Below are 13,269 nucleotides of genomic sequence, written 5' to 3'. Positions count from 1 at the left end.
TAATAAAATAGAGAAAACATCAAAAAACACTATAAGCCAAATCAAAAAATAAGCTGGCTGGATAAAGTAAAATTGTGGTTGCTACAGCATTCAAAAATAGCTTTTCTATTAGATAGTAGTATATTTTTCTTATCAGCTTTTGGGATAATCTATTTGTTGCTTGGGACAACTCTTCTTCCAAAACCCTATCAAAACTTTAATTATGTCTTTCCACTTTTTATGAATCTAGTATTCTTAGTGAATATACTTTATCAGGGTATTTTTAGAGATAATTTCGATGGAATGACTAGACTCCAAGATTTTACAAATCCATTCTTGTACCTAAATGGAGTAGGTTTGTTGTTTCACTCATTTTTCGGAATAATGGGTCGAAATAGAAAGTCTATTCCTCCCTTGCTAACCTTAGATCACCGTTACATCTGGTTTCCAATCGTTACTTATATAACCTTCTTCTTAGTGCCTGCTTTGATTATTTTAATTTCCAAGCATATTGAAAAGAAAAAAAGAAAATAAGAAAATAAGGAAAATCCACTCAAATGAAAAAGAATAAAAGATATTCAAATACAAAAAAGAATTTATCAAGGAGAGAAAGTTTTCAGCTCTGGCTAGATTCTCATAAATTTTTAGGATTCTTCTTGATCCTCGGTCTTATCCTAGCAATAGGACTAAGTTTGAATCTAATTTTTGAAAGTCTTCCTATTCCTTCGCCATACAGAGATATCAACTATAGTTTTCCAATATATATAAATCTTTTTTGTCTGGTCTATCGATTATTTGACTATTGGTTCCTAGACTTGACTAGGACAAGAATGACGATAAAAAGATATGCAGATTTATTTATCTATCTTAATAGTATCGGTTTAATAGTTCATCTCTTTATTGGGATTGGTGGGAAAAATAGTAAAGGGATTTTACCTTCTCTCTTATCTCTAGATCACCGCTACATCTGGTTTCCAATTCTTACTTATATAACCTTCTTCTTAGTGGCTACTTTGATCATTTTAATTTCCAAATATATTAAAAAGAAAAGGAGTTAATCATGCTAAAACATCTAACTATATTTAGGATTCTTTACCTTATGTTTCTTGTATTTGTCCTGATTCATTTTATCTTAGGCTTGTTCGGTTTTGCTTTTACACCTATTGTGTGGAACATCTGGTTATTTAGTCTTTGCCTTACTTTATTTATTCATCCATGGACTATCTTCTATAAAACTAGAATCTTTCAATGGCATCATCTGATTTTTCAGGCTCTCAGTGGCTTTTTCGCTCTTTTAATCTGGTTTATGATCTTTTTCATTTTATCCACGGTTCCAGATTCATCTATGCCTATCAATTTAGACTACTATGTGATTAGGGAAAAAAATGAAATCAGAATCAACAGAGGATTCTTACTCCATGAAATTCATGAATATCATGACTGGATTAATCCTTTGATTATGAAATCTAAAGTTAAGTACATGATAGAAAATTAAAGATTAGAAAGTGAATCCTATGTCACGAGCACAATTAACGATTTTAACAAATATTTGTCTGATTGAAGATCTTGAAAAGAAGCGCGTTGTTATGCAGTATCGATCACCCGAAAGCAACCATTGGTCTGGCTATGCCTTTCCAGGAGGCCATGTCGAAGACGGAGAGGCTTTTACAGAGTCAGTTATTCGTGAAATATACGAGGAAACAGGTCTGACGATTCAAAATCCTCAACTTGTCGGCATTAAAAATTGGCCGTTAGATACAGGTGAGCGTTATATTGTCTTTTGTTATAAGGCGACTGAGTTTACTGGTACTCTACAATCATCTGAAGAAGGAGAAGTGTCCTGGATAGAAAAAGACCAGATTCCAAATTTGGATCTGGCCTATGATATGTTACCTTTGATGGAGATGATGGAAGCTCCAGACAAGTCTGAATTTTTCTACCGTCACCGTACAGAGGATGGGTGGGAAAAGAGAACCTTCTAATCTTTTACTAAATAACCAAGCTGGTCCAAGGCCTTCTCGATATAGAGGAGGTCTTGTTCGTTTTCAGCTTCGACTAGGTGATAATGGACGCCATCTGTTAATTCAGATAGGGGGCGAAAATCAGACGTCTTAACTTGGTTTAAAAAGTGCTCCACATCGCGTCTACAACTTAGTTTGAGGAGGGTTTCGATTTCCCCGTAGACAGGATGGTCAATAAGGATATTTTGAACCCGTCCTCCGTTATCAACGATAGCAAGTAATTCTTGCCCCATATCTTCCTCTTTATGTTTGACCTTAAAGAGTTTATGAACAAAAGAATTGGCTTTGTTTTCTTTATAGATATACCCACGATTGGTTGATAGGATAGGAGCACCATCTGCACGAAGCACAGCTATATCCTGAACAATAATCTGACGAGTTACATGAAAATGTTCTGCTAAGCTTTGTCCGTTTAGAGGTTTTGGAGCTTCTTTTAAGAGTTGTAAAAGGGTTTCTTTTCTATTTTTTGTCATAGTCTCTTTCTTAATGGCGTTTTTTTAGTGCTTTATAAACAGCTAATGCTAAGTAATAGTCTATCATACTATGAACAATAGTTCCAAAACCAACTAATACAAAGAGAACATAGAACATATTTTTTAGGTCTGTTCCTGTACTAGCATAGAAGATGATACAAGCAAAGACTTCGGCGATAGCATGTACTAAACCAAGTACAAAGTTAAAAATCAAGGAAGATTTCTTGTTGTCCAAGGTTTGAGGATGTTTTTGAAGGTAGAAAGCTCCCAGGGTTCCAAAGAAGATATGAGAAAAAGCTCGAAGTACGATAACAATCGGATAACCGGCTAGTAAGAATCCAATACTAGAAGCAATAATGACAAAAATAGCCATCCATGGAGAGAGAAACATAGCAATGAAGATGGCCACGTGGCTTCCAAGAGTGTAGGAAGCGGGAGGAATAACGATTTTAAATGGCATCACTATAGGAATCAAAATAGCGATAGCGGTTAGCAATGCGGTTACAGTCATGAATTGGGTTTTCTTTTTTGTATTCATAATAACTCCTTTTTCTGTATATACAGTTGTATAGTACACTAAAATTTTAAACTAGTCAAGGAGCAAATTGCATTTCTGGAGAAAAATCGTTAAAATATAGTAAATAATCTTATTAAAAGTGGAGAGTTGAGATGGTAGATATTCTTTACCCGATTTTTGTCATTTATTATACATCTAAGCTGAAGAAAACTGGATTACGAGTATCAAAATTTACTACATTTACCGCCTATAGTTTCTTAATGATTTCTTTAATTCAAATTGCTTTTGGATCACTAGCACTAATTGTTTTTAGTATACCCATTTTCGGTTTTCTATATTTTCGTGCGATAGGAGTGATTCTTTTTCACATTAGTATTATTTATGGAATGATTTTGCTTTTCTTGTCATTAACACTATTCTTAGACAGTCAAAAATCTAATCAGGACATTCAAAACACGGAAAATACTCCATTCATATTTCATGTGTTAATGTTGCTCTTTCATGCGCTCTTAATCTATAATACCTTGGTACCAATCTTTTCAATTTACTGAGAAAATATAAAAAATATTCTTCTCTAAGTGGCAGTAGAATTGAGAAAAAACTTAAATTTTTTTAAAAAATACTTGCTTTGATAGAATTATTGTGATATACTTATAAACGGTTTGAAAAAACTGCCTAAGACAGTAGGGGAGCAAGACTCATAAATATCCTACCGAGGACAAAACGTATCATGTAAAAAGAAGCGTATTGTACTTTCGTGTCTAGGTTTGGGCGCGTTTTTCTTTTGGAAAAATTCCCCAAGCAAAATAATTACGGAGGTGAACACACTAATGAGTGAAGCAATTATTGCTAAGAAAGCGGAACTAGTTGACGTAGTAGCTGAGAAAATGAAAGCTGCTGCATCAATCGTCGTTGTAGACGCTCGTGGTTTGACAGTTGAACAAGATACAGTTCTTCGTCGTGAGCTTCGTGGAAGCGAAGTTGAGTATAAAGTTATTAAAAACTCAATCTTACGTCGTGCAGCTGAACAAGCTGGACTTGAAGATCTTGCATCTGTTTTTGTTGGACCATCTGCAGTAGCATTTTCTAACGAAGATGTTATCGCACCAGCGAAAATCTTGAACGACTTTTCTAAAAACGCTGAAGCACTTGAAATCAAAGGTGGTGCAATCGAAGGCGCTGTCGCATCAAAAGAAGAGATTCTTGCTCTTGCAACTCTTCCAAGTCGCGAAGGACTTCTTTCTATGCTCCTTTCTGTACTTCAAGCGCCAGTGCGCAACGTTGCTCTTGCAGTCAAAGCGGTTGCAGACAACAAAGAAGACGCAGCTTAATCATAAGCTACGCAGCGTAGCCTAGCTACAAAAAAATAACAAAATTAAATTTAAACTTATTTGGAGGAAATAACAATGGCATTGAACATTGAAAACATTATTGCTGAAATTAAAGAAGCTTCAATCCTTGAATTGAACGACCTTGTAAAAGCTATCGAAGAAGAATTTGGTGTAACTGCAGCTGCTCCTGTAGCTGTTGCTGCAGCTGGTGCTGCTGACGCTGGTGCTGCTAAAGACTCATTTGACGTTGAATTGACAGCTGCTGGTGACAAAAAAGTTGGCGTTATCAAAGTTGTACGTGAAATCACTGGTCTTGGACTTAAAGAAGCTAAAGAACTTGTTGATGGTGCACCAGGTGTTATCAAAGAAGGCGTTCCAACTGCAGAAGCTGAAGAAATCAAAGCTAAATTGGAAGAAGCTGGAGCTTCAGTTACTCTTAAATAATAGAGCGACTACATTTGTAGCTTAAAAACATGATTAAACCGCTATTCTTAGGAGTAGCGGTTTTTCTTTTTGTTCAAAAAGGGGCAAAAAAGGGACAACGATGTTAAATTGGTGTGTCTAGTTTAGATGATTTAGAAAAGATTCCTTATGAAAATAATTTACTTTTGAATTTCATTTTGTTATAATAGACCCAAGAAAGAATATCTTATTGGTAAATCCTAAGCGAGTCTGAGATAGTGAGAGTCAGGTGATTGAGAGATAAGTGTGGCGCTTTTGGTATTTTAATAAAGATAATGAAGTAATAAATTAGGGTGGAACCGCGTTTTTGACGCCCCTAGGTCACTTGACTTAGGAGCAAAGACACGGTTTTTTTGTATCCAAAGTCACAAGAATAAAAAAAAGGAGTAAAACATGTCCAAAAAATTAACCTTCCAAGAAATTATTTTGACCTTGCAGCAATACTGGAATGACCAGGGTTGTATGCTGATGCAGGCTTATGATAACGAAAAAGGTGCGGGAACAATGAGTCCTTATACCTTCCTCCGTGCTATTGGTCCTGAACCATGGAACGCAGCTTATGTAGAGCCATCTCGTCGTCCAGCAGATGGTCGTTACGGGGAAAACCCAAACCGTCTCTACCAACACCATCAATTCCAAGTGGTTATGAAACCATCACCTTCAAACATCCAAGAGCTCTACCTTGAGTCGTTGGAGAAATTGGGTATTAATCCTTTGGAACACGATATCCGCTTCGTTGAAGATAACTGGGAAAACCCATCAACTGGTTCAGCTGGTCTTGGTTGGGAAGTTTGGCTTGATGGTATGGAGATTACTCAGTTCACTTATTTCCAACAAGTCGGTGGCTTAGCTACTGGTCCTGTTACAGCTGAAGTTACTTATGGTTTAGAGCGTTTAGCTTCTTACATTCAAGAAGTAGATTCTGTTTATGATATTGAGTGGGCTCCAGGAGTTAAATATGGAGAAATCTTCCTTCAGCCAGAATATGAACACTCAAAATACAGCTTTGAAGTTTCTGACCAAGATATGCTTCTTGAAAACTTCGAAAAATTTGAAAAAGAAGCAGGACGTGCTTTGGAATTGGGCCTTGTCCATCCAGCCTATGATTACGTTTTGAAATGTTCACATACCTTCAACCTACTCGACGCTCGTGGTGCTGTTTCTGTTACAGAACGTGCTGGTTATATTGCCCGCATCCGTAACTTGGCTCGTGTCGTAGCCAAAACCTTCGTCGCAGAACGCAAGAAACTCGGTTACCCACTTCTAGATGAAGTCACACGTGCTCAACTCCTAGCAGAAGAGGAAGAATAAAGAGTGTATTAGATAGGATTGGTTGATAGAGCAATCCTACAGAACCAGTTGCCGCAGTGATAAAGGTATCGTTAGAGAAACTAACGATACCAGGCAAAATTGGAGACCTTAGGCTCCAATTTTAGCAATGAAACGACGAAGTCGGTTGCTTGCGTGCCAATCACATAAGGCAAACTGGAAAAAAAGATATTTTTCGGAGAAAAAACATGACAAAAAACTTATTAGTAGAATTAGGACTCGAAGAGTTACCAGCCTACGTTGTCACACCAAGTGAAAAACAACTAGGTGAAAAAATGGCAGCCTTCTTGGATGAAAATCGCCTTTCATACGAAGGGATTCAAACTTTCTCAACTCCACGTCGTTTGGCTGTTCGTGTACTTGGTTTAGCAGACCAACAAACAGATTTGACTGAAGATTTTAAAGGACCTTCTAAGAAAATCGCCTTGGATGAAGAAGGGAACTTTTCTAAAGCAGCTCAAGGATTCGTCCGTGGAAAAGGCTTGACAGTTGATGATATTGAATTCCGTGAAATTAAAGGTGAAGAATATGTCTATGTAACCAAGCATGAAGCTGGAAAACCTGCTGAGGAAGTGTTGACAGGGATTCCAGAAGTATTGGCTAGCCTTAGCTTCCCAGTAAGTATGCACTGGGCAAATAATACCTTTGAATACATTCGTCCTGTCCATACTTTGATAGTCCTTTTGGATGATGAAGCTCTTGAAATGGACTTCCTAGACATCCATTCAGGCAGAGTGAGCCGTGGACATCGTTTCCTTGGACATGAAGTGGAAATTCGTCATGCTGATAGTTACGAAGAAGACTTACGCAAAGTCTATGTCATTGCTGATAGCATTGAACGTGAAAATATGATTCGTGAACAAATCAAGGAAATTGAAGCAGAACAAGGCGTTCAAGTACAGATTGATGAAGGACTTTTAAACGAAGTCTTAAACTTGGTCGAATATCCAACCGCTTTTATGGGTAATTTTGATCCTAAATACCTAGAAGTTCCAGAAGAAGTTTTGGTTACTTCAATGGAAACTCATCAACGCTACTTTGTAGTCCGTGATCTTGAAGGAAATCTAAAACCAAACTTCATTTCAGTTCGTAACGGAAATGCTGAACACTTGGGAAATGTCATTCGAGGAAATGAGAAAGTTTTGGTTGCTCGTTTGGAAGATGGAGAATTCTTCTGGCGTGAAGACCAAAAACTCAAGATTGAAGATTTAGTTGCTAAACTTTCACACGTTACCTTCCATGAAAAGATTGGTTCTCTTCGTGAACACATGATTCGTACAGGGCAAATTGCTATCCAGCTAGCTGAAAAAGCTGGTCTATCAGTTGATGAATCTATTGATCTTGCTCGTGCTGCAGCCATTTATAAATTTGACCTCTTAACCGGTATGGTTGGTGAATTTGATGAGCTTCAAGGGATCATGGGTGAGAAATATGCGCTTCTCGCTGGTGAAAATGCGGCAGTAGCACAAGCTATTCGTGAGCACTATCTTCCAGATTCAGCTGACGGAGCCCTTCCTGAGTCTAAAGTTGGTGCTATCCTTGCACTAGCTGATAAATTAGATACTCTCTTATCTTTCTTCTCGGTTGGCTTGATTCCATCAGGTTCAAACGACCCGTATGCTCTTCGACGTGCAACACAAGGAATTGTTCGAATCTTGGAAGACTTTGGTTGGAAGATTCCAATGGACGAATTGATTGCGAGCCTTTATGCCTTATCATTTGAAAGTCTAACTTATGATAATCAAGAAGAAGTGCTTAACTTCATTAAAGCTCGTGTTGATAAGATGATGGGTTCTACTGCAAAAGATATCAAAGAAGCTGTTCTCGCAAGTTCGAATTTTGTTGTTTCTGATATGATTGAAGCTGCAGAAGCTTTAACCGAAGCTGCAAATACTGAAGATTACAAATCATCAGTTGAATCTCTCTCTCGTGCCTTTAACTTAGCCGAAAAGGCAGATGGTTCAGTCAAAGTTGATTCAAGTCTCTTTGAAAATGAACAAGAAAGAGAACTAGCTCAAGCTGTAGAAAGATTAGAATTGCAAGGTTCAGCTAGTGATAAATTAACGCAACTATTTGCTCTTAGTCCAGTAATTGATGCATTCTTTGACAATACCATGGTTATGGCAGAAGATGTTGATGTGAAGAACAACCGTTTAGCTATCCTTGCTGAACTTGTTAATAAAGCAAAAACAGTGGCTGCTTTCAATCTTCTCAATACAAAATAAATTGGAGGTCCAAATATGACACCAGAAAAAATCGCTCGTATTAATGAGCTTGCTAAAAAGAAAAAAACAGAAGGTTTGACTGCGGAAGAAAAAATAGAACAAGCCCAACTTCGTGAAGAATACATTGAGGGATATCGTCGAGCAGTTCGTCACCATGTTGAAGGAATTAAAATCGTGGATGAGGAAGGAAACGACGTGACACCGGAAAAGCTTCGTCAGGTACAACGTGAAAAAGGCTTGCATGGTCGAAGTCTTGACGATCCAAATTCCTAAGTTAAATAAAACAAAACAAAACTCGGTTAGTGTATGCTATCCGAGTTTTGTTGTCTCTTAAAAAAGGAACCCAAAATGGTTCCTTTTTGTTAGTTATTAGTTACTAGCACCAGAAGTAGCATCTGCGCCACCACCGTGGCCGTGGCCGCCATCAGCTGAGTCAGAAGCGCCAGAAGTAGCATCTGCATCACCATGACCTGCAGCAGGAGCGAAAGGTCCGCTACCGCCTACCAAACGTTGACCAGTTTCTTTCAAGTACCAGTCAAGCCATGGTTGGAAGTTAAAGACAATTTCATTGATACCAGCATATGATCCATCAGGATAGTACATAGCTTGGTAGTTGTGAGTATTGATAACACCTGCTGGAGAACCAGGAACAATTGTACGTACGTATTCTTGGTTGCCATTGCGAAGTGTACCGATAACCCACTCAACGTTCTTCATACGTGCAGGTGGAAGTGATCCGTGAACTGTTGACATACGGCTACCTGATTGAGGTGGTACACGTTTCGCAAACATTGTTTCTGGATCTTGATGAGCGTTGTTGTAGTATAGGAATTGGTTGTTATCGTCAGCATATGTCAATTCAAAAGGCATAGCTTTCAAGAACATATCGATTTGATTAACTGTAAGGATACCATGGTCAAGTTTAACGTATGTATCACCAGATACAGCTCCTGTGATTTCTGCAACTTTTTCTACCCATTCTGGATCATCAGGGTCAACTTCTGTAATAGTTGTGGCAATTGGTTTTCCACAATCCAAATCTTCTGGTTCAATTGGTTTTGGTTTTTTCAAATTAGATACGACTCCTACGTATTTGACAAAGTTATCTAAGCAAGTTTCAAGGAATTTAACAGTTCCTTCGTTAATAATATTTCCGTTTGCATCAAAAGCTTCTTTGGCTTTTCCAAGAAGGAATTCATTACCTGGTAATGTGTAGGCATTTACTCCTGGTGCATCAAGAATTTTACGAAGGTGAACTTGAGCACGTGAAGTACCTTGGTCATAATATGAAGCACCCACGATCATAACTGGTTTGTTTTCAAATGGATGAACTTCGTATGAAAGCCATTCAAGGACTGACTTAAGTGAAGCAGAAATCGTGTGGTTGTGCTCTGGAGTAGCAATAATCACACCATCAGCTCGAGTAATTTTGTTGTAAAGAAGGCGCAACTGGAAACTTTCTTCCCATTTTTCGTCTTGGTTAAACATTGGAACTTCATCGATTTCCAAAACTTCTAGTTCAAATTTAAATTTAAACTGACGGCGGATGAACTCCAATAGTTTGCGGTTATATGATTGATCGTAGTTTGATCCAACAAGTCCAACAAATTTCATTCTTTCGATCTCCTATCTTACAAATTTTCCCAATCAAAATCTTCAGCATCTTTGCGAAGAAGTTCTTGTGCGTTACGCAATTTCTCGGTAACTTTAACAAAGATACGGAAGTCATCAAAGATGGCATCCAATTTCTTGATGACATCAAGATCTACCAAGTCACCATTTTGATCAAATGCTTGAAGAGAATGAGAAAGCAAGAATTCATCTGGAAGAACATTTGCTTTGATTTCAGGAGCATTAAGGATTTGACGAAGTTGCAATTGAGCGCGTGAAGAACCGAGTGTACCATATGAAGCACCTGTAATCATAACAGGTTTGTTCAAAAGTGGGAATACACCATATGAAATCCAAGCAAGAGCGCTCATAAGAACAGCTGGGATTGAGTGATCGTATTCAGGTGTACCGATAATAACTCCATCAGCAGCTTCGATTTTAGCAGCGATTTCCGTAGCTTCAGCTGGGATTTGTTTGTCAGCTGGTTTGTTAAATACAGGCAGATCTTTAATTTCTACCAATTCGATTTCTGCTTTGTCAGCAAAGTGTTTCTGCATATATTGAAGCAGTTGGCGGTTTGTGGAACGTTTTGAGTTTGTTCCTACAATAGCAATAAGTTTAAGCATGGGCTTTCCTTTCTCTTTTGCATTATTAATTAATTACCGTTGGATACCAGATGAACAAGCGACATGTCCATCTTTATAAATGAGAATGGCTTCGATACCATCAATATTTTCGACTTGCCACATAATAGAGGCGCTACGTTCGCCAAACAAACGAGTGGTCCATATCTCACCGTCGACTGAACGGTCAGATACAATGGTTAAACTGGCTAAATCCGTTTCAATGGGATAACCTGTCTCACTATCAAAAATGTGATGATAATCCTTGCCGTTGATTTCAAGATGCCGTTCATAAATCCCAGATGTAACCACTGATTTTCCAGTAATAGACAAGGTCATCAGGTGATTACCGCGTGGATTATTTGGATCTTGAATGCCGATTTGCCACGGACGTCCATCTTTTGATTGGTTGTTCCCAATTGTGAGGATGTTTCCTCCAAGATTGATAAGAGCAGAGGTGACGCCATTTTCTTTTAAGAAAGCTGCAACCTTATCTGCACTGTACCCCTTTGCTAAACACCCTAAGTCAATTTTCATTCCCTTTTTTTCTAGGAAAACCGTAGAATTGATTGAATCGAGTCTAATAAAATGAGGGTCTATCAATGGTAAAACAGAAGCAATCTCTTCAGGACTAGCAACCTTTGCGTCGGAAAAACCAATACGCCAGGTTTGAACCAAAGGACCGATACTGATATTGAGATGACTACCAGGCGCTAGACTATGTTCTAAACCTAAAGAAATCAATTCAAATAAATCAGGGTGAACCTTAACTGGGGCAATTCCTGCTTGATAGTTAATTTCCATCAATTCTGATTCAGTACTATTCGCATTGAAACGGAATTCAAGTTCCTTGAGCAAATCAAAAGCTTGACGGAGAAGATTATCGGCTTGTTCATGAACTAAGGAAATAGTAATCGTAGTTCCCATTAATCGCTCAGATGATGAACTGAGAGGCAAAAAATCAACTCCCTTCAAATCGATTGGAAAGAGTTTAAATCTTGAATTGATAGTATTCTAAAGATTTATATTTCATTTCCATATAAATAGAATATCATAAAGTCAACGTTTTCACAAATTATTTTTTACAAAAAGTCAAGAAATATGCTTATAAGATTTTAGAAAGTTATTCAGGAATTGAGAAATGATGAAAACAATTTTATATAAGATAATATGAGATTAGAAAAATTGCAAAAAAATATCAATTCGGTCAAAAATCTTGTAAACGTTCCCAGATAATGATATACTTGATTAGTAAATAAAAAAATAAAGGTAGGATTTATCTTATGAGTAAAATCGTAGTTGTGGGTGCTAACCACGCTGGAACTGCATGTATCAACACTATGTTGGATAATTTTGGAAACGAAAACGAAATCGTTGTATTTGACCAAAACTCAAACATTTCATTCCTTGGATGCGGAATGGCACTTTGGATTGGTGAACAAATTGACGGACCTGAAGGTTTGTTCTACTCTGACAAAGAAAAATTGGAAGCAAAAGGTGCTAAAGTTTACATGAACTCACCAGTTCTTTCAATCGACTACGACAACAAAGTTGTTACTGCAGAAGTAGAAGGTAAAGAACACAAAGAATCTTATGATAAATTGATCTTCGCTACTGGTTCAACTCCAATCTTGCCACCAATCGAAGGTGTTGAAATCGTTAAAGGTAACCGTGAGTTCAAAGCAACTCTTGAAAACGTACAATTCGTTAAATTGTACCAAAATGCTGAAGAAGTTATCAACAAACTTGCGGATAAGAGCAAACACCTTGAGCGCATCGCTGTTGTCGGTGGTGGTTACATCGGTGTTGAGCTTGCCGAAGCTTTCGAACGTCTTGGGAAAGAAGTTGTCCTTGTTGATATCGTTGACACAGTATTGAACGGATACTATGACAAAGACTTCACACAAATGATGGCTAAAAACTTGGAAGACCACAACATCCGTTTGGCACTTGGTCAAACAGTTAAAGCTATCGAAGGTGAAGGAAAAGTTGAACGCTTGATCACTGATAAAGAAACATTTGATGTGGATATGGTTGTTCTTGCAGTTGGTTTCCGTCCAAACACAGCTCTTGCTGATGGTAAGATCGAACTCTTCCGTAACGGTGCTTTCCTTGTAGACAAGAAACAAGAAACTTCAATCCCAGGTGTATACGCTGTTGGTGACTGTGCGACTGTTTATGACAACGCTCGTAAAGACACTAGCTACATTGCCCTTGCATCAAACGCTGTTCGTACTGGTATTGTAGGTGCTTACAATGCTTGTGGACATGAGCTTGAAGGAATCGGTGTTCAAGGATCAAATGGTATCTCAATCTATGGTCTTCACATGGTTTCAACTGGTTTGACACTTGAAAAAGCAAAAGCTGCAGGTTACAATGCAACTGAAACTGGCTTTAACGATCTTCAAAAACCAGAATTTATGAAACATGACAACTATGAAGTTGCAATTAAGATTGTCTTTGATAAAGATAGTCGTGAAATCCTTGGTGCTCAAATGGTATCTCGTGATTCTGCAATCTCTATGGCTATCCACATGTTCTCACTTGCTATCCAAGAACATGTAACAATCGACAAGTTGGCATTGACTGACCTATTCTTCTTGCCACACTTCAACAAACCATACAACTACATCACAATGGCTGCTCTTACAGCTGAAAAATAATTGATGATATGACAATAAAAAAAGTAACTTCAATA

Annotated in this window: 14 protein-coding genes and 1 other annotated feature; of the genes, 9 read left to right on the top strand and 5 right to left on the bottom strand. The window is 37.8% G+C overall.

The window, feature by feature from the left end:
- Positions 1-536 precede the first annotated feature (536 nt).
- Genes NMM19_RS00070 through NMM19_RS00060 form a run of 3 tightly spaced genes read left to right on the top strand, consistent with a single transcriptional unit; the run spans position 537 to position 1,961 of the window.
- Complete coding sequence (locus NMM19_RS00070) at positions 537-1,037, top strand: hypothetical protein (protein WP_229026667.1); 501 nt, start codon at positions 537-539, stop codon at positions 1,035-1,037.
- Positions 1,038-1,039: 2 nt separating this feature from the next.
- Complete coding sequence (locus NMM19_RS00065) at positions 1,040-1,474, top strand: hypothetical protein (RefSeq protein WP_229026665.1); 435 nt, start codon at positions 1,040-1,042, stop codon at positions 1,472-1,474.
- 19 nt (positions 1,475-1,493) lie between these two features.
- The gene (locus NMM19_RS00060) at positions 1,494-1,961 is read left to right on the top strand and encodes an 8-oxo-dGTP diphosphatase (RefSeq protein WP_178895131.1); all 468 of its coding nucleotides are present in this window, start codon (positions 1,494-1,496) and stop codon (positions 1,959-1,961) included.
- On the opposite strand, the gene NMM19_RS00055 is transcribed toward NMM19_RS00060, so the two are convergent.
- Complete coding sequence (locus NMM19_RS00055; protein ID WP_178895130.1) at positions 1,958-2,473, bottom strand: transcription repressor NadR; 516 nt, start codon at positions 2,471-2,473, stop codon at positions 1,958-1,960. The two genes, NMM19_RS00060 and NMM19_RS00055, sit on opposite strands and share 4 nt — an antisense overlap.
- Positions 2,474-2,483: 10 nt before the next feature.
- Positions 2,484-3,011 (bottom strand): ECF transporter S component, encoded by a 528-nt coding sequence (locus NMM19_RS00050; RefSeq protein ID WP_178895129.1) that lies wholly within the window; start codon positions 3,009-3,011, stop codon positions 2,484-2,486.
- A 635-nt stretch (positions 3,012-3,646) separates the two neighbouring features.
- Positions 3,647-3,782: a sequence feature (ribosomal protein L10 leader region), on the top strand.
- 38 nt (positions 3,783-3,820) lie between these two features.
- Between NMM19_RS00050 and rplJ the strand changes: the two genes are divergently transcribed.
- From rplJ to NMM19_RS00025, 5 genes are all read left to right on the top strand, one after another.
- On the top strand, positions 3,821-4,321 hold the full coding sequence (gene rplJ, locus NMM19_RS00045) for a 50S ribosomal protein L10 (RefSeq protein WP_178895128.1): 501 nt from the start codon (positions 3,821-3,823) through the stop codon (positions 4,319-4,321).
- 75 nt (positions 4,322-4,396) lie between these two features.
- Entirely contained in the window at positions 4,397-4,765 is a 369-nt protein-coding gene (gene rplL / locus NMM19_RS00040; protein ID WP_001196964.1) for a 50S ribosomal protein L7/L12, read from the top strand.
- 411 nt (positions 4,766-5,176) lie between these two features.
- Positions 5,177-6,094 (top strand): glycine--tRNA ligase subunit alpha, encoded by a 918-nt coding sequence (gene glyQ, locus NMM19_RS00035; RefSeq protein ID WP_178895127.1) that lies wholly within the window; start codon positions 5,177-5,179, stop codon positions 6,092-6,094.
- Between the two features lie 206 nt (positions 6,095-6,300).
- The gene (gene glyS, locus NMM19_RS00030; RefSeq protein WP_178895126.1) at positions 6,301-8,337 is read left to right on the top strand and encodes a glycine--tRNA ligase subunit beta; all 2,037 of its coding nucleotides are present in this window, start codon (positions 6,301-6,303) and stop codon (positions 8,335-8,337) included.
- Between the two features lie 15 nt (positions 8,338-8,352).
- Entirely contained in the window at positions 8,353-8,610 is a 258-nt protein-coding gene (locus tag NMM19_RS00025; protein WP_178895125.1) for a DUF896 family protein, read from the top strand.
- A 96-nt stretch (positions 8,611-8,706) separates the two neighbouring features.
- On the opposite strand, the gene NMM19_RS00020 is transcribed toward NMM19_RS00025, so the two are convergent.
- Genes NMM19_RS00020 through NMM19_RS00010 form a run of 3 tightly spaced genes read right to left on the bottom strand, consistent with a single transcriptional unit; the run spans position 8,707 to position 11,528 of the window.
- Entirely contained in the window at positions 8,707-9,951 is a 1,245-nt protein-coding gene (locus NMM19_RS00020; RefSeq protein ID WP_254729642.1) for an NAD(P)H-dependent oxidoreductase, read from the bottom strand.
- Between the two features lie 17 nt (positions 9,952-9,968).
- The gene (locus NMM19_RS00015) at positions 9,969-10,574 is read right to left on the bottom strand and encodes an NADPH-dependent FMN reductase (protein WP_004252640.1); all 606 of its coding nucleotides are present in this window, start codon (positions 10,572-10,574) and stop codon (positions 9,969-9,971) included.
- A gap of 33 nt (positions 10,575-10,607) precedes the next feature.
- Entirely contained in the window at positions 10,608-11,528 is a 921-nt protein-coding gene (locus NMM19_RS00010; RefSeq protein ID WP_178895123.1) for an FAD:protein FMN transferase, read from the bottom strand.
- A gap of 326 nt (positions 11,529-11,854) precedes the next feature.
- On the opposite strand from NMM19_RS00010, the gene nox reads away from it, so the two are divergent.
- Complete coding sequence (gene nox / locus NMM19_RS00005) at positions 11,855-13,234, top strand: H2O-forming NADH oxidase (RefSeq protein ID WP_178895122.1); 1,380 nt, start codon at positions 11,855-11,857, stop codon at positions 13,232-13,234.
- Positions 13,235-13,269: the final 35 nt, after the last annotated feature.

The organism is Streptococcus sp. CF8_St5-17 (assembly GCF_024295665.1).
Classification (GTDB): domain Bacteria; phylum Bacillota; class Bacilli; order Lactobacillales; family Streptococcaceae; genus Streptococcus.
The sequence above is the reverse complement of the archived record's forward strand: the minus strand, read 5'-3'. Positions and strand labels throughout refer to the sequence as shown.